Here is a 16764-nt window from a genome sequence, read left to right on the forward strand (position 1 = left end):
CTTATCCTTAAAACTTCCAAGAGTTCGTTGGTTCTGTATCTTGGAATGGTGTGACGGTGTCTGATACGACATAACCATCCTCGATGATGATTTGGCATTCCTCTCCACTTGACACTCGAGTCGCAATGGCTTGAAGTCCCTCAGACTCTAACCACTTGCCGAATTCGTTCAATGTTGGAATGTCCATTTGTTCAAGCTTGTCCAAGAGCACAAATCCACATTCGGGTTTTAGCTTTCGAACGATGGCGGTTGCCACTCTTAATTGTTGAGAGCCACTCATGTTGTCCCATTTTTGCCCTTCAAAGACGAGTTCACCATCTTCAACAGAAAGTCCCGGCAACGGTAAGTCCGCACTATCGAGTAAGCTTGTGCGTTCGTCTCGAACATCTTGGATTTGTTTTGATAAGTTGTTGTATTGAGAACTGTATTGTTTTGCATCTTCTTCAGCTTTCTCTTTGTCGAGGTTTGCTCGAACTTTGCGATTGATTTCTTCGATATTTGAGATTGAGCTTTCAATCTCATCGGTTGATTCATCCACCAAATCTTCAATGGACTTGTTTGCTGCGATGTAGTCGCTCATTAGACTCTCGTGAGTCGCTTCTTCTTGTGCAAGTTGTTCTTTTAATTGTTTCAATCGAGCTTCTGAGAGATGCAACGAGTTCACGATATTTTCTCGATTTTGGCGTTTTTTGGCGTTCTCACCATTTCGAGCAAGAATCTCTTGTTGCTCATGAATCAAGTCCGCAATGCTTACTAATTCATTCGGAGCTTCGGGATATTGAGGTTGTTCGGCTGCGTATTTCTTTTTCTGATCCGCAATCTGTCCAATTGCTCTTCGCTCGTTGTATAGTCGTTCTTCTTTACGGTCTAGCTCCCACAATTTCTCCCCAACTCCGATGATTTGAAGAAGCGTGTTCGCTTTGTCCTTAGCACTTGATTCGATGAATTTAGGAAGGTTCAAAGCGAGCTCTTCCACGAATGAATCAAGCAATTGTTGACCTGCTTTCTGTCCGCTTGGATCCGTAACTTTCAAATCAGAGTTCTTGCCCTTACGTTCCACGATGAGTCCGTTTGATAATTCCAATCGAAGTGTTGGTGGATTCATGGACCCGTCACGAGCTGGCTTGCTTGGTTTGTACTTATTGCCACCCAATGCCCAAGCAATGGCATCGAGGACACTTGTTTTTCCTTGATTATTATTACCACCGAGAATTGTGAGTCCGTTTGATGTAGGCTCGATTGTGACCGCCTTGACACGCTTCACATTCTCGATTTCTAGCTTGTTAATTTTTACTGTCATTTATTCATCCTCCATCTCCAAATAAAATTTGAATGATTCTGACATTAGTTTCAAATTCAAATCATCCAATCCAAACAGTTCTACCATTTTAGAAATAGTTTGCAATGAAGCGATGATGTCAAAATCTAAATCTTTGTATTGTTTAATCAACTCTAGTAATAAGATGACAAATTCTTTTTCTTTTTTAGTCGCTTTACTCATTGATTTCTCCTTATTTTATTTTTATAATGTAGTTAGTTAGTTTAGGAAGTCGGTGATTGTTTCATCGGCTTTTTTTGTTTTCGCTTTTCGTTTTGGCATGAATTAGTATTATTTTTCCTCCTTTGTTTTCCATGTGTCTTGAAAATCGGGCTCCACATATTGTCCACTTCTAATTAGATTCACTTTTGATTCGTGCTGCTCAACCGCCTTTCCAACTAAGAGAACGATGCTCATCATTGCGATAATGAGTCCAAACGATAGGATGTACCATTGAAGCATCCATCTCATTAATGGAATGAATCGCACTCTTGTTTTTCTTTTTCGTCTCATCTATGCCAATCTCCTTTCAAATTCTGTTCTTGTCATCTTGGTTCCGTATCGATTCGCCCAATTGATTCCTTCAAGTTCGAGGAATCGTTCGAACAATTCGATGTTGATGTTTACATCGTTTCGTGAGATCCGCACATAAGCATCAGCATATTCGCTCTTCTTGATTCGGTTCACGATTGTCTTCCACTTCGATTCCGTGTTGTATCTTGGATACATTTCTTGGAATTCTTTTTTTGAAATAATCTTTTTGCTCATGTTACCTCCTTATCTCAGACTGAGATATTTCTATTTAAAAAAAATATCTTCAACACTTTTATCCAATTCTCGAGCTATAATATCCATTTCATAATCTTTGAATGGGTATTCTCCAGCCTCCTTCTTTTCGTATTGTCGTCGGTCTAAACCGATTAGATTTGCCATATAACCAGTTGTAAGCTCTCGACCTAATCGTTCTCGTCTTAACTCAGATTTTGGTTTTAAGTGTTTTTTTTGCAATCTCTTTTTGTCGGTCATCCACTCACCTCCTCTCTTATTTTCAGGTCTTTTGTAAACCTCGTGACACTAATATATCTCACATTGAGATATTTGTCAATACTTTTTATCTCTTTTTGAGATATTTTTTTTGCTTTTTTTATCTCATACTTATATAATGTTATCAAATCAATGAATCTGGAGGTTTTTACTCATGAACATTTTAGGTGAATCAATTAAAAAATTGAGATTAAATCAAAAAATGACACAATCTGAACTCGGGAAGTTAACTGGTTTTAAACAAAATACAATTTCTCAACACGAAAAAGGAAAAAGAGATATTGATGAAGGAGATATATTGAAATATTGTCGTGCTCTTGGAATAAGCCCACAAGATTTATTTGATATGAGTAGCAATAAACGAACTTCCAAAGAGTTATCGATAATATACAACAAACTAGAATCCAAGAGACAAAATAAAGTATACGACTTCGCTTCACGCCAATTAGATGAACAAAATGGAATCCAAGAGGATAAAGTGGTTTACCTCGTTCGTGGTCGTCAATCTGCTGCCGGATCCATGATTCATGTGGATGATGTGGATGCTGAGATGGGTGTGCTTCCCTCTTCTATCGTTCCAAATGGTGCGAATGAGCTAGTTCAAATCACTGGTGATTCGATGGAACCTATCATAAAGAAAGGCTCTGAAGTATATTTAAGATATCAACCAATTGTTGAAGATGGAGAGATTGCTATTGTTAGAATCGAAGATGATGGAGTTACATGTAAGTATCTCTATCGTGATGGAAAGAATATTATTCTCAAATCTGAAAATCAAGAGTATGAGGATATAGTTGTGGATGCTGAAAAAGTTTCAGTAATTGGTAAGGTCTTATTATAGGAGGGATATTATGCAAAAATTCAGAAAAATTGAAAACATTACAATCGATGAAGAAAACAAGAAATTTAAAATGGACAAAGTTGTAGTACCTAACTCAGAGAAAAGAGGTTGTTTATCTAAGCTTCTTTTAATTTCAATTACTAATATTTTTTATCCATTTTTCAAAAAGGGAGAAAAGAAAAATACTGATTGGTTTTCATTCGATGACTTGGTTAGTTATGAATTGATTCAAAACGATGATGTCGTGGTAACTGGAGGTGTTGGTAAAGCTGTTGTTGGTGGTGCTGTCATGACCGCATTGGCAGGTGGATTATGGGGAATGACTGGAGCTGTTGTTGGTGGTGTTACTGGAAAGAAAAAACAATCAAAAAAAGTGAATTATCTAGCTATTAGAATAACGTTAAATAGCTTTGATTTCCCTTGCTGCTTTATTTACTTAATTGAAAAACCAACGAAAAGTAATTCGAAAGAATATAAGAAAGTTATAGAGAACGCTCAACTAATTTTAAGTACATTAGATTTAATTACGCATCATAAAGGGTGATTGAATATGTATATAGAAGAACGACATGGGAAGGATGGCATCAAGTATCGCTATTGTGAGAAATTCTATGACCCAAGATTCGATAAATGGCGTCGCAAATCAGTCACGTTCAGTAATAAAACTCGTGAGACTAGGAAGAGAGCTCAAGAGATACTTGCGAATGCCATTCAAAAAGAACTTGGGAATGTGGTGATGGATAGTCGAACGATTCATTCGGTCATAGAGGAATACAAGAAAATATATAAGAAAAACGTGAAGCGAACCACGTTCTTGTCCGTAGAGACACAATACGAAGAATTTGAAGAATTCATTGATTCAAAGAGAATTATCACTACAATCACAACTCAAGACTTGAATCGATTCTTTGATTTTCTTCTATATCAAAAGAATCTAGCAAATCAAACAACATCGACTTATAAGTCACGTTTGAATAAGTTGTTCCAATATGCTGTCAAAAATGGATACATCGAGACGAACCCAATCGAATCTTGCATCATCGAATATAAAGTTCGAACAGAATCTAAGAAGAATCCCAACAAGTTCTTGGAGGATGACGAATACAATCGTTTGATTGAATATACTCGAAAGCTCAATCTAAGATATTCGATGTTTTTCGAATGGATGTACATGACAGGGATGCGAGCTGGTGAAGCTCTTGCCCTCACTTGGGATAAAATAGATTTAAAATCAGAGCCTCCAGTCGCACACGTATCTTCAACGCTAGAATACCACAAATTGAAAATCAAGGATGTATATGCGAGTACTTCCCCAAAAACGACCGCATCGATCCGTTCGGTCTCGCTCCCAAATAGATGCATCGAGATTCTTGCTCAAATTGAAGAATTAGAGGGCTCGAATCAAGGATTCATCTTCACTACATCCAAACACACCCCACTATCAATTACAGCTTTAAATGCGTTCTTACGGACACATAGAGAACGAATGGGAATCAATAAGAATATATCTACACATATATTCAGGCATACACACATCTCGAAGCTTGCGGAGATGGGATTGCCACTATATTCAATTCAAGCTCGAGTTGGGCATGAGAACAGTCAAGTGACTGAATCCATCTACTTGCATATCACCAAGAAGATGAAAGACGAAGTATATAATGCAATTCAATTCATGTGAAAAGCTTGCCCCCATTTTGCCCCCAAAAGCAATTTTCCCCCAAAAATATCAAACCACAGAAAAAATAGACAAAAAGAAAAAGCCTTGATAAATCAAGGCTTTTCGTGTTTCTATTAACGACGACGTTCTTGGATACGTGCTGCTTTACCACGTAGGTTACGTAGGTAGTATAATTTAGCACGACGAACTTTACCGTAACGAACTACTTCGATTTGTGCTACACGTGGAGTGTGTAATGGGAATGTACGTTCCACACCAACACCGTTAGAAACTTTACGGACTGTGTAAGTTTCGCTGATGCCAGCACCACGACGTTTGATAACAACGCCTTCGAAGATTTGGATACGTTCGCGAGTTCCTTCAACAACCTTAGCGTGAACACGTACAGTGTCACCAGGGCGGAATGCAGGAATATCAGAACGTAATTGTTCTTGAGTTAATTCTTCGATTAATTTGCTCATGTTTTTTCTCCTTCCAACAAACATTCATGACTTGGCCGCTTGTCCAATCAGCGGAATATCGTTATCTCTGAGTGAAGTCTCACTCACTCGAAATATATTAGCATACTTGCATTTCAATTGCAAGCAAATTACAGAGAATTTCTTAGTAAAAATAAGACTTACGAATGCTCTTCGCAGCAGTGTTCATCCGCTAAATTATAAAGTTGTAATACATGATGATCTTCTAAGGAGTACCAAACATGTTTTCCAACTTTTTCTGCCTTCACGATATGGTGGGCTCTTAGTTTTTTTAACTGATGAGAAATGGCAGATTGCTCCATCCCCGTACATTTCATCAAGTCTTCCACACATAAAGGTTCTTTTCGAGTTAAAAGCGTAATGATATTCAACCGAGTATTATCTCCTAGAAGTTTAAAGAGTTGCACCATTTCTGCTCTACCCGAATCGTTTTCGATCACCTTTTGAAAAACTTTTATTTCTTCTGGACTTAAATGTTCTCTCATTTAACATCCCTCTTCTTCCTTAATTTGCTCCAGTAACTTTTCTTCTTCTTTTGAAAGTTCATATTTTTCCAGTAAATCCGGTCTTCTTAAATAAGTTTTACGAAGGGATTCTTTCATTTGCCACTCCGCAATTTTTGCATGATTCCCACTAAACAATACTTCAGGAACTTCCATCTCTTTATAAACTCTTGGGCGCGTATATTGCGGATGTTCCAACAATCCTGTGGAATGAGAATCTCCTACTGCGGAAGCATCATTTCCTAATACATCTGGCAAAAGTCGCACCGTTGCATCAATCATCACGGTTGCGGCTAATTCCCCACCTGTTAACACGAAGTCTCCTATTGAATATTCATCCGTCACTAGCGTACGAATCCGTTCATCATATCCTTCATAGTGGCCACAAATAAATACCAAATGCTCTTCCTTCGACAACTCTTCGGCATCCTTTTGCGTAAATGTCTTTCCAGATGGATCCATTAAAATCACACGTGGAGTCGTCTCAGGAGAACGCTCACGAATGGAAGCGAGCGCTAAATCAATCGGCTCCACTTTCAGAAGCATCCCAGCTCCTCCACCGAATGGATAATCATCGACATGATTATGTTTATTATTTGAAAACTGACGGAAATTCGTTGTTTCAAACTCGATTTTCCCGGCTTCAATGGCCTTCCCGATAATCGATTGCGTCATCGGTCCTTGTACCATTTCAGGGAATAATGTTAATACATCAATCTTCATCTTAATCGATCAACCCTTCCAATAAATGGATATAAGCTTTCTTTTCTTCTTTATCAACTTTATAAACGACTGGTTCAATAAATGGAATTAAGAGTTCTTTCTTTCCTTTTTGTTTTACAACCCAGACATCATTTGACCCTGGAGAAAGAATTTCAGTCACTTTTCCAAGCACTTCCCCTTCATCCGTTACGATTTCGAGTCCGATAATTTCATGATAATAAAACTCGTCCTCTTCCAGCTCCGTTAATTGCTCCTGGGCTACCTTAAGGAGACATTCTTTGTATTTTTCAACATCTTCGATACGGTTCATTCCTTCGAATGTTAATAAATCAAAGTTTTTATGACGACGATGACTAGCCACTGTCACAAATGTAAGAAATTCCCCATCTTTAAAAATCGCTAATTCTGTTCCTTTTTTATAACGTTCTTCAGCAAAATCGGTCGTCGAAATCACTCGTACTTCTCCGCGAAGACCTTGAGTATTTACAATTTTCCCTACTTTATAAAAAGTTGTCATTCTATTTCCTCCTTAAAAGAGTCGCTCAACAATTATTTTTAATGTGGTATCTGAGACTTCCACATCATAATCGTCAATACATTGTCCAAGCATGCAATAATTTTTATCACGATTATGCGTTCCCATCAATGAACTATACATCGAATCTAATTCTAAGTGCTTTTCTACTGACAGCCCTGCTTCTAATAAATCTAAATCTTTAGGTAATTTTGTATACGGAGCAGTACACGTAATCGTTGCTTTCTCATGCGGCACATAAGATACATGTGCAGTCACATCATACAATTCATGATACAGGAAATAATCCACCATTTCCTTTACGATACGTTTTACAAAATCCTTTTCTGTTGCCATTATCCCTCTGCCTTTCTTTCTTTCATCTCTTGACGAATGCCTTCAAAAATTTCAAAAATTGGTACGAGAACCGCTGCGACGAATCCTCCTGCAAACCCATTATTATACAGATTTAGCCCACCATGCATTACAACCACATGGCTTACTAGTGTAATATGAACAAATCCTGCTATCATCCCCGCAAGCGGCCCATAATAACCACTAACCGGAGCAAGTGTCGTTCCAAAAATCGCTGCAATAAGTGCGCTCGTACTTGTAGGTTCTACTCCCGTCAAGTAAGAACCAATCATAATCCCCACTAATACTGGAACCGTATTTTTCACTTGGTTCCCAAAAGCTCCAAAGCTCATTACACCAATTATACTTCCGACAATCGGACCATTTAATTGGCCACCATTCATAAGGACATATCCTAATAATATAAATCCTATAATACTCATGTTCAGTGTCACTGTTGCCAGATTCGTCATTTCAACAAAATCACTTGGCAAACGTCCTGAAAGCTTTAAGAGTAACTTAAAATGATATTTTTCTTTCTTTTTGAAATGTAAATAGAAACTTGGCACTATCAAAATCACACAAAATCCGATGAGCAGTTGATACAAAATCAATGGACTTTGTGTACTTGTTAGTGTTCTAGTCTCTACTTCAATTCCAAATGCATTCATAAATCCTAGAACAACCATTCCAATAATTCCAGCTGTAAACCCGACATTATACAAGCTGAACCCTTGATGGAACCCTAGAAACTGTGTTGATAGTTGAGGTAAGATGAAGCCAATAAATATTCCTAAAGCATAGGCGATTAGAACGCTCCATCCTTGTGGTAGAACTCCGCTAAATGCTAAGAAAGAGATCAATGGGCCCAAAGCAGATCCAAACAATCCAACAATGACATAATTTCGATAATTTTGCTTCGTTACCTTCGTATAAATCCATACCCCTATCATAAATGGGATACTATTGAAGAGATTCTTCCCGAAAAATGAGAATCCAGCAAGCATGCCCAAACTTCCAATCACTGTTCCGTTTAGAGGAATTTCCAGTTTTTTATAACTATAAATACTGATACCGAGCATAATCGCGACATTTAACAAGGTACTTCCAACAGACGCAATTTCCATATAATCGGTAAACAACTGACTTGGCGATACTAATATCGTCATCATCCCACTCACTAACGACTGTGGTGATTCGATGACAAATGCTAGTATCATTAGCATTACGGACAGGCCGAATAAATAATAATATTGTCGATTCATCTGTTTTTTTAATATCGGCTTTTTCTTCATACGGTCTTCCCTTCAACTATAATATTACTTATTTATCATAACAAACTCACGGAAAACAATCAAAAAACCAAGTGCCAACAACAACAAAAGAACACTCATTATAATGTATACATTATAATGAGTGATACCTTATAATGTATCACTTGTTGTTTCCGTTTCTCCCTCTCGTTGAAGTTTTGCAGAAATCCATACTTTTTTATAATTACTAAACGATGACGGAGAATGCTACGGATTTTATACTAGCAGTACTGGGGGATAGCATTCAAAGTGAATTATGGACTCTTAAAAATTCATTTTTTAGAGTCCATTTGAATCTTGAAAGTGCTTGAGACTACAGGCTCAAGCCGGTGCCCCAGTACAGCTAGTATAAAGAAATCCGTAAGCATTCTCCGTCATCACCATTCTTATTCACTTATAGCACAAAAAAGCCCTGGATTTCTCCAAGGCTTCATCGTTTTATTTAGGCTTCAATACTTAAACGAACACGTTTTGGTCCACGAGTACGAACACTATATGTAATCGTACGAATCGCACGAGCCACTCGTCCTTGTTTACCGATCACGCGACCGATATCTTCAGGATTTACGTGTAAAGTATATTCCATGAATTCATCTGATTCAGAGATGTCAATACGAACATCTTCAGGGAATTCTACTAATGGTTTAACCATTGATAATACTAATTCACTAATATCAGGCATTCTTTTCACCTCTCCATCGAATTGTCGACTTTATGGAAATTACTTAGAAAACTTTGATTCGTGGAATTTCTTCATGATACCTTGTTGTGATAACAAGTTGCGAACTGTATCAGAAGGTTGAGCACCGTTAGCTAACCATTTTAATGCTAATTCTTCATTGATTGAAACTTCTGCTGGGTTTGCTACTGGGTTGTATGTTCCAACTGTTTCGATGAAACGACCATCACGTGGTGAACGTGAATCAGCTACAACTACACGGTAGAAAGGATTTTTCTTAGAACCCATACGTTTTAAACGAATTTTAACTGCCATTATTTACACCTCCATGTATTAATCTCACAGTTACATAGTGTATCAGAAAGAAGAATGCTTGTAAAGTATTTTATCTTTACACCATTGAAAAATTGTTCTAAAAATGCTCTAAACCCTATTAAAACAAGTAATAAATAGAATTTTATGCATATTTTTGATATACTGGATAAAAATATGTATAAACGAAAAGAGTTGAAATTATGTCAGTTCAGAACCAAACTCCAGATTGGCGCGAGGCTCTACTAACTTTTTGGAATAAACCTATATTGAAAAATATTCGATTTATTTTTAACATCGCTTATTCAGTTCTAAAAAATATTTTTGTAATTGCGATTTTATTCTTAATGCTATTAGGAATATTTGGTGGTGGAATTGGATTAGGATATTTTGCAAGTTTAACTTCCAATGAAGAGCCCCTTACCCAAGAACAAATGAGTGACGCAATTGGAAATCTTAATTTAATCTCTAGTTTCCATTATAGTGACGGTACAAAAATTTCAGATGTGAATTCTGATGAACTACGAATTGTAAAACCTCTATCAGAAATCTCTCAATACGTGATTGATGGAATTATCTCAACCGAAGATAGTTCATTCTACGAACACAATGGAATCGTACCAAAAGCTTTACTTCGTGCTATTCTCCAAGAAGCTGTTTCTTCTGGATCAGGCGCAACGGGTGGTTCCACTCTTACGCAACAATTAATTAAGCAACAAATCTTGACGAGTGAAGTTACTTTCAAGCGGAAAGCCAACGAAATTCTATACGCATTACGTCTTGAAAAACACTTTACAAAAGATCAAATTTTAGAAGCCTACTTAAATGTTTCTTCATTTGGTCGAAATCATAATGGATTAAATATCGCCGGAATCGAAGAAGCCGCTCAAGGTGTTTTCGGTGTGGCTGCAAAAGATTTAACCTTACCACAAGCTGCTTATCTTGTTGGGATGCCACAAAATCCAATTGTGTACACCCCATACACAAACCAAGCTACCTTAAAAGAAGATACTTCTGCGGGTATTGAACGGATGAAATTTGTTCTCTTTAGTATGTATCGTGAAAACAAAATTACTAAAGAACAATACGAAGAAGCTCTAGCGTATGACATTACAAAAGACTTCCTTCCGCCAAAAGAAATTTCTTCAGATAGACAATCTTATCTATACCAAGCTGTAAACCGTGAAGCGATTAAAGTTTTAATCACTAAAGCAGCTCAAAAGAATAAACTAACTTATGATGAAGTTCGTAATGACTCAGAGCTTTACAGCAAATATTACGATGAAGCAAGTCGTGAGCTAAGTTCTTCAGGATATAAGATTACATCAACAATCGATCAAAAAGTCTATGACGCAATGCAAAAAGCTATTGCAAGTTATGGAAACCAAATTGGACCAACGTATAATACACAATATGTTGATCAAAATACTGGAGAAACAAAAACACAAACAGAACCTGCTCAAAATGGAGCGGTTATGATTGAAAATAAAACAGGTCGTATTCTTGGATTTGTTGCTGGTCGAGATTTCGAATCAAACCAAGTAGACCACGCGTTTACTACGCACCGTTCACCAGGTTCAACTATTAAACCAATCTTGGTTTATGCTCCTGCTATTGAAAATAATCTGATTTATCCAGCAAGTATTGTTCCAGATACTAAAGTAAGTATTCCTCAAGGAAACGGAACTTACTGGCAACCGACAAACTACGGAAACACAATAACGAACCAATTCTTAACGGTCCGTTATGCACTATTCCGTTCGTTTAACAATCCTGTTATTAAGATTTACCAAACAATGCTTCAAAAAGGCATTAACGCAGGTGAATACTTGAAGAAGATGGGCATCAAAGGGATTACTGAAGATGAGTATCAAAATATCGCCCTCTCCATTGGGGGAACCAGAACTGGTCCGACTGTTTTAGAACAAACAAGTGCCTTCTCTACTTTAGCAAATGGTGGTGAACACCACGATGCATACTTAATCGAGAAAATTGAAGATTCCAGAGGAAATGTTGTCTACCAACATGAAGACAAAAAAGAACGTGTTTTCTCTGACGCAACGGCTTATTTAACAACGAATATGCTTCAAGACATCGCAAATTCGACTCAATTCTACAATATGAAGGGAAATATGGGCTTCAGTTCAGACTTGGCTGGTAAGACTGGTACTTCTGAAAATGAAATTGATAACTGGTTTGTCGCATATACCCCAACCGTAACGTTAGGTTCTTGGATTGGATACGATAACTTCTATAATGCCCGTTATGCTATTACTGCTGGTGATGGATACGGAGAACCAACTACTAGAAGTCAACGTCAATGGACTTACTTAATGAAGGCCGCTTATGAAGCAAATCCTGAATTAATCGGTAAAGAAACAACCTTTAAACAACCAGATTCTGTTTATCGTGATTCTGTTGTATCCACAACAGGTACGAAAGCCGGAACATTCAAAGCTGAAAACGGCGGAACCTACTCGATCAGTGGTGGAATGACGACCGACTGGTTCAAGAAAGATTTCCCACCGATGAATCCTTTCTACAACTTCGCTATTGGAGCTACTCCTGAAGAAATGAATAACTTCTGGAATAAAGCCACTCCTAAAAAAGAGGAGAAGAAAGATACCAAGAAGGACGAAAAGAAAAACGAGAAAAAAGACGAGAAAAAAGATGAGAAGAAGAATGAAAAGAAAGAGGAAACTACTCAATCTCCTTCTACTCAAAGTCAAACGACTCGATCAAACTAATAAAAAAGGCTGGACAATGTCCAGCCTTTTTATTGTGGAATTTTTAAATTTAGACTACTTATTTAGTAGTATTTCTCCATTCAATCTTGTATGGTAAAGTGATTTCAGACTCTACGATTTCTTCTTTATTCATAATCTTTGTTAAAAGACGCATTGCAACGGCACCAATATCATATAAAGGAGGTGCAATCGTTGAAAGAATTGGACGAGTCATTTTCGTTAATTTAGAATTGTTGCTTGAAACCAATTCAAATTTTTCAGGAACTTTAACGCCTAAATCGATTAATCCGTTTAATAATCCTACTGAAGTTTCATCATCAGTTACCACCGCAGCAGTCGCACCTGCTTTGTGGATGCGTTCAGCTACAGACTCCCCTGCATGATAGGTTAGAGGAACTTCGTAAACTAATTTTTCGTCAAATTTAAGTCCTGCTTTTTCTAAAGCAGCTTTATATCCTTCTAAACGGAAATCAACTGAAGCTACATTTTTCATTGCAGCAGTGACAAAAGCAATTTTCTTATGTCCATTTTCAATTAAAGTTTCCACTACTTCTCTTGTCGCTTCATTGAAATCGATATTTACTGAAGCAATTTCATGTTCTGCATCCATTGTTCCCGCTAACACAATCGGTGTTTTTGAACGAACAATTTCAGCACGTAATTCAGGTGTTAGATGGTTTCCCATGTATAAAATTCCATCTACTTGTTTAGAGAACAAAGTATTTAACACTTGAATTTCTTTATGATTATTTTGGTCTGAGTTTGCTAAAATGATGTTATATTTATACATTGTAGCAATGTCATCAATCCCACGAGCTAAACTAGCAAAATAAAGGTTTGTAACATCAGGAATAATAACTCCCACAGTCGTTGTTTTTTTACTCGCTAACCCACGCGCAACGGCATTTGGACGATAATCCAATTCGTCAATTACATCTAAAACTCTCTTACGAGTTGCTGGTTTAACGTTTGGATTTCCATTAACAACACGCGATACTGTAGCCATGGATACGTTCGCTTCACGCGCAACATCATAAATCGTAATTGTTTGCTTTTCCATCTACAAATCTCCTTTGTGCATCTTTTCATCTATCATTAGGGTAGCACTTTCATAAAATTAATGCAAGCGTTTAACGAAAATTTTCAAAAACTTTTTGAAACTATTTACATTCTTGATATAATAAGTATGCTACAATAGTTTTAAGGAGATGATTTATATGAATTTAAACCCTACTTTCAAACAACTAGAAACTGAATTATCAAAACAAAACAATCCGATTGCTCTAATCCAAAATCCTGAAACCATTCGTCTTTTAACGAATTTTTCAACAGATCCTCATGAGCGGATTGTGGCTCTTGTATACTCACCAAGCGCTACCCCACTATTATTTGTCCCCGCATTGGAGCATCAAGTGGCTCAAAAAGCGGAACCAGATTTTATCGTGAAAAGCTATCACGATCATGAAGATGGATGGAAGCTCCTATCAGATGCGATTAAAGAACACTTCCCTGCAGAGCCAAATTTCGCTGTAGAAAAAGTGGACTTCTCTCTTTATGCCGCAGAACAAGTTCAAAAGCATTTTAAGGATGTTCATTTTTCTGTAGATTTAACGCCAATCGTTCAACACCTTCGTCTTGTAAAGGATCAAGAAGCCGTTGAAAAATTGGTCTACTCTGGAACCTTTGCTGACAAAGCGATTGAAATCGGGAAGAACGCCTTAAAGGTAGGCATCAGCGAACGTGAAGTGGTAGCCATCATCGAATTTGAAATGAAAAAACTCGGCGTCTCTCAGATGAGCTTTGATACCATGGTGCTCTTTGGAGATCACGCGGCAGATCCTCACGGTGAACCTGGAGACCGCACCCTTAAAGAAAATGAATGGGTTCTATTTGACCTTGGTACAATGGTAGATGGGTACGCAAGTGACATTACACGTACCGTCTTCTTTGGAAATAGCCAGGACAAGGATCCACGTCATCAAGAAATCTATGATATTGTACAAAAAGCGCATGACACAGCCATTGCAGCTATAAAACCAGGGATGAAAGCAAGCCAAATCGATAAAATTGCTCGCGATATTATTACAGAAGCAGGATACGGTGAATATTTCATCCATCGCCTTGGACACGGGATTGGCCAAAGCGTACATGAATTTCCTTCAATCATGGAAGGAAATGATATGGAACTCGTTGAAGGTATGTGTTTCTCTGTAGAACCGGGTGTTTATATTTCAGGTGACTTCGGTGTTCGTATCGAAGACTGTTTAGCTGTTACCGAAAATGGTTCAAAACTCTTCACTAAAGTAAAATATGATTTTTAGACAAACAAAAAAGGCTGGGGAATTTCCCAGCCTTTTTAAGGATGCATTATTATGCTTCTTTTTTAGCTTCTTCTTTCACATCTTGAGCTTTTTCTTTTACATCTTCTGCTAATTCAGCAACCACTTCAGCTGACTCTTCTTTTTGTTTAGAGAAGTTTTCTTTTACTTTATCAACTGTTTCGTTGAATTGGTCTTTTAAGTTTTCAGTATGTTTAGAAACTTGTTCTTTTAGATGAGAAGCTTGTTCTTGTAAGTTAATACGAATATCTTGAGTTGAAGCTTTGGCAACTTCAGTGAATTCTGCTCCTTTTGCTAAGGCAATTTCACCATATTCTGACAATTGTTCTTTATAACGATCAGCTTCTTTTGCTAAATCTTCACGTAATTCTTTTCCTGATTTTGGTGCAAATAGCAATGCAGTTACTGCTGCTGCTGTTCCCCCGATTAATGCTCCTAATAAAAATCCGCATTTTTTACTCATGTTCAACACTCCATTTCATTAATTATATTTTTTTCTTTTTGGAAAAAAATGCTCTTCCGAAGTTAACTGCCGTAGCTACACGACTCGTTTTAGAAAGTTTTACTGCTTTTGTTGCTAGATTTCGTGAAGATGCATTCACATCTGAAATTGTCACACCTAAATCTCCAGCTGCAGTAAATAATGGATCAGTGGCTTTTAATTTGCCATTGATATCGTCCACCAATACATTGGCTTTATTTAATAACCCCTCTACTTCAATTGAGAGGCTGTCTACATCTTTAGTAATAATCTCTAATGAATGATTCATGTTCTCAACGGTTTTATTTAATTTTGATAAAATCGGTGATACTTTGACAATCACAAAAACTACTAAGGCTAATAAAGCACATGCAGCTATTAATGCAGCAATCTCAATACCTGTCATTGAGCCATTCCTCCAATCTTCTAGTATGATTCAATCATAACACTATCCCTTTAAAATTACCATCAAATTCTTTGTAAAATGAATCTCTTTCATTCGTTTTTTTTGTATGCTACACTAATTGTATTCAAATTTAAAGGAAGACTTATTATGCGTGTATTTTTATGGTTCGATTCCATCTCTAATTTCTTTATCAATTATTGGAATGGGATTGAATGGGAATCTATTTTATCTAATCTTTTTACTAAACTACTCTCACTAGTCATTTTATTTTTACTATTTTATTTAGGAAAAAAACTAGCCCATTTTCTCTTTAAGAAAACCATTCTCTCTTCTATGAGAGTCTCTACTCAATCGGAAAGTCGCAAGAAAACCATTCTTAAATTATTAGAGAATATGTTGGATTATTTCTTATATTTCATTTTGATTTATTGGATTCTTTCGATTATCGGAGTCCCAATTTCTAGTTTACTAGCAGGTGCCGGAATCGCTGGGATTGCTTTAGGTCTAGGAGCACAAGGTTTCTTATCAGATGTCATCAATGGATTATTTATCTTAATGGAACGTCAATTTGAAGTAGGAGATGCGGTTTTAATTAATTCTATTTCTGGGACGATTGCAAGCGTTGGCGTTCGTACAACCCAAGTTCGAGGATATGATGGAACCCTGCATTACATTCCCAATCGCAACATTACCGTCGTTAGCAACCAATCTCGAGGAAATATGAGAGCTTTAATCGAACTTCCACTCAATAGTAATGTTGATTTAAAAACGGTCTATGAAACCATTGAAGCCGTGAATACTCGATATGCTAAATCGGATGAGGCTCTAGCTTCTGCACCAAATATTGTGGGCCCTCAAACCAAACCAACTGGACAATTTGTCTTCACGATTTCTATCATGACGAAGAATGGATTGCAACATGCCACTTATCAAAAATACTTAACCTTATATCAAGAAGCATTATTAAAAAAAGGAATCGACCTTTCGACTCCAACGATTCCCTATCTGACAAAATAAAAGAAGGCGAAAA

The 16764-nt window shown here is 37.1% G+C and carries 22 protein-coding genes; 6 read left to right on the forward strand and 16 right to left on the reverse strand.

Features of this window, described 5'->3' with window-relative positions; genetic code table 11:
• Positions 1 to 7: 7 nt before the first annotated feature.
• The 5 genes from ADH99_RS04570 to ADH99_RS04590 all read right to left on the reverse strand — a co-directional run bounded on the left by ADH99_RS04570 (position 8) and on the right by ADH99_RS04590 (position 2344).
• Complete coding sequence (locus ADH99_RS04570; protein ID WP_049555231.1) at positions 8 to 1300, reverse strand: AAA family ATPase; 1293 nt, start codon at positions 1298 to 1300, stop codon at positions 8 to 10.
• On the reverse strand, positions 1301 to 1501 hold the full coding sequence (locus ADH99_RS04575; protein WP_049555232.1) for a hypothetical protein: 201 nt from the start codon (positions 1499 to 1501) through the stop codon (positions 1301 to 1303).
• 108 nt (positions 1502 to 1609) lie between these two features.
• Positions 1610 to 1831, reverse strand: a complete 222-nt coding sequence (locus ADH99_RS04580; protein WP_049555233.1) for a hypothetical protein — start codon at positions 1829 to 1831, stop codon at positions 1610 to 1612.
• Positions 1832 to 2086: a hypothetical protein gene (locus tag ADH99_RS04585; RefSeq protein WP_049555234.1), complete on the reverse strand. Its 255-nt coding sequence runs from the start codon at positions 2084 to 2086 to the stop codon at positions 1832 to 1834.
• 30 nt (positions 2087 to 2116) lie between these two features.
• Positions 2117 to 2344 (reverse strand): helix-turn-helix transcriptional regulator, encoded by a 228-nt coding sequence (locus tag ADH99_RS04590; RefSeq protein ID WP_049555235.1) that lies wholly within the window; start codon positions 2342 to 2344, stop codon positions 2117 to 2119.
• A 172-nt stretch (positions 2345 to 2516) separates the two neighbouring features.
• On the opposite strand from ADH99_RS04590, the gene ADH99_RS04595 reads away from it, so the two are divergent.
• The 3 genes from ADH99_RS04595 to ADH99_RS04605 are packed head-to-tail and all read left to right on the forward strand — an operon-like array spanning position 2517 to position 4884.
• The gene (locus ADH99_RS04595) at positions 2517 to 3203 is read left to right on the forward strand and encodes a helix-turn-helix domain-containing protein (RefSeq protein WP_049555236.1); all 687 of its coding nucleotides are present in this window, start codon (positions 2517 to 2519) and stop codon (positions 3201 to 3203) included.
• 10 nt (positions 3204 to 3213) lie between these two features.
• A complete protein-coding gene (locus ADH99_RS04600; protein ID WP_053091357.1) occupies positions 3214 to 3747 on the forward strand; it encodes a hypothetical protein in 534 nt (177 codons plus the stop codon).
• Positions 3748 to 3753: 6 nt separating this feature from the next.
• The gene (locus tag ADH99_RS04605; protein ID WP_049555237.1) at positions 3754 to 4884 is read left to right on the forward strand and encodes a tyrosine-type recombinase/integrase; all 1131 of its coding nucleotides are present in this window, start codon (positions 3754 to 3756) and stop codon (positions 4882 to 4884) included.
• 113 nt (positions 4885 to 4997) lie between these two features.
• Here the strand turns inward: ADH99_RS04605 and rplS are convergent, their stop codons facing one another.
• The 8 genes from rplS to rpsP form a co-directional block, all read right to left on the reverse strand.
• A complete protein-coding gene (gene rplS, locus ADH99_RS04610) occupies positions 4998 to 5345 on the reverse strand; it encodes a 50S ribosomal protein L19 (protein WP_005606730.1) in 348 nt (115 codons plus the stop codon).
• Positions 5346 to 5503: 158 nt separating this feature from the next.
• The gene (locus ADH99_RS04615; RefSeq protein ID WP_053091358.1) at positions 5504 to 5848 is read right to left on the reverse strand and encodes an ArsR/SmtB family transcription factor; all 345 of its coding nucleotides are present in this window, start codon (positions 5846 to 5848) and stop codon (positions 5504 to 5506) included.
• Positions 5849 to 6589, reverse strand: a complete 741-nt coding sequence (gene trmD / locus ADH99_RS04620) for a tRNA (guanosine(37)-N1)-methyltransferase TrmD (RefSeq protein ID WP_049555238.1) — start codon at positions 6587 to 6589, stop codon at positions 5849 to 5851.
• Between the two features lies 1 nt (position 6590).
• Positions 6591 to 7106, reverse strand: coding sequence for a ribosome maturation factor RimM (rimM, locus tag ADH99_RS04625; protein ID WP_049555239.1), 516 nt, complete (start codon positions 7104 to 7106; stop codon positions 6591 to 6593).
• 12 nt (positions 7107 to 7118) lie between these two features.
• Positions 7119 to 7460, reverse strand: a complete 342-nt coding sequence (locus ADH99_RS04630) for a hypothetical protein (protein WP_005606734.1) — start codon at positions 7458 to 7460, stop codon at positions 7119 to 7121.
• On the reverse strand, positions 7460 to 8752 hold the full coding sequence (locus tag ADH99_RS04635; protein WP_049555240.1) for a DUF1576 domain-containing protein: 1293 nt from the start codon (positions 8750 to 8752) through the stop codon (positions 7460 to 7462). The genes ADH99_RS04630 and ADH99_RS04635 overlap by 1 nt, the downstream gene beginning before the upstream one ends.
• Positions 8753 to 9212: 460 nt before the next feature.
• A complete protein-coding gene (locus ADH99_RS04640; protein WP_005606736.1) occupies positions 9213 to 9452 on the reverse strand; it encodes a KH domain-containing protein in 240 nt (79 codons plus the stop codon).
• A 39-nt stretch (positions 9453 to 9491) separates the two neighbouring features.
• Entirely contained in the window at positions 9492 to 9764 is a 273-nt protein-coding gene (gene rpsP, locus ADH99_RS04645; protein ID WP_005606737.1) for a 30S ribosomal protein S16, read from the reverse strand.
• A 200-nt stretch (positions 9765 to 9964) separates the two neighbouring features.
• On the opposite strand from rpsP, the gene ADH99_RS04650 reads away from it, so the two are divergent.
• A complete protein-coding gene (locus tag ADH99_RS04650) occupies positions 9965 to 12508 on the forward strand; it encodes a transglycosylase domain-containing protein (protein WP_049555241.1) in 2544 nt (847 codons plus the stop codon).
• A 58-nt stretch (positions 12509 to 12566) separates the two neighbouring features.
• Here ADH99_RS04650 and ccpA read toward each other — a convergent pair whose 3' ends face one another.
• Positions 12567 to 13568 carry a catabolite control protein A gene (ccpA, locus tag ADH99_RS04655; RefSeq protein ID WP_049555242.1) on the reverse strand — a complete coding sequence of 334 codons (1002 nt, stop codon included), beginning with the start codon at positions 13566 to 13568 and terminating at the stop codon, positions 12567 to 12569.
• Positions 13569 to 13725: 157 nt separating this feature from the next.
• Here ccpA and ADH99_RS04660 point away from each other — a divergent pair, with 157 nt between their 5' ends.
• Positions 13726 to 14829 (forward strand): aminopeptidase P family protein, encoded by a 1104-nt coding sequence (locus ADH99_RS04660; RefSeq protein ID WP_049555243.1) that lies wholly within the window; start codon positions 13726 to 13728, stop codon positions 14827 to 14829.
• Between the two features lie 49 nt (positions 14830 to 14878).
• Here ADH99_RS04660 and ADH99_RS04665 read toward each other — a convergent pair whose 3' ends face one another.
• Together ADH99_RS04665 and ADH99_RS04670 are read right to left on the reverse strand one after the other, a co-directional pair.
• On the reverse strand, positions 14879 to 15310 hold the full coding sequence (locus ADH99_RS04665) for a YtxH domain-containing protein (RefSeq protein ID WP_049555244.1): 432 nt from the start codon (positions 15308 to 15310) through the stop codon (positions 14879 to 14881).
• Between the two features lie 22 nt (positions 15311 to 15332).
• Positions 15333 to 15734: a DUF948 domain-containing protein gene (locus tag ADH99_RS04670; protein WP_049555245.1), complete on the reverse strand. Its 402-nt coding sequence runs from the start codon at positions 15732 to 15734 to the stop codon at positions 15333 to 15335.
• Between the two features lie 147 nt (positions 15735 to 15881).
• Between ADH99_RS04670 and ADH99_RS04675 the strand changes: the two genes are divergently transcribed.
• Positions 15882 to 16751, forward strand: coding sequence for a mechanosensitive ion channel family protein (locus ADH99_RS04675; protein ID WP_244266379.1), 870 nt, complete (start codon positions 15882 to 15884; stop codon positions 16749 to 16751).
• The last annotated feature ends 13 nt before the right edge of the window (positions 16752 to 16764 follow it).

It is taken from the genome of Granulicatella sp. 572.rep1_STHE, assembly GCF_001073445.1.
Classification (GTDB): Bacteria; Bacillota; Bacilli; order Lactobacillales; family Aerococcaceae; genus Granulicatella; species Granulicatella adiacens.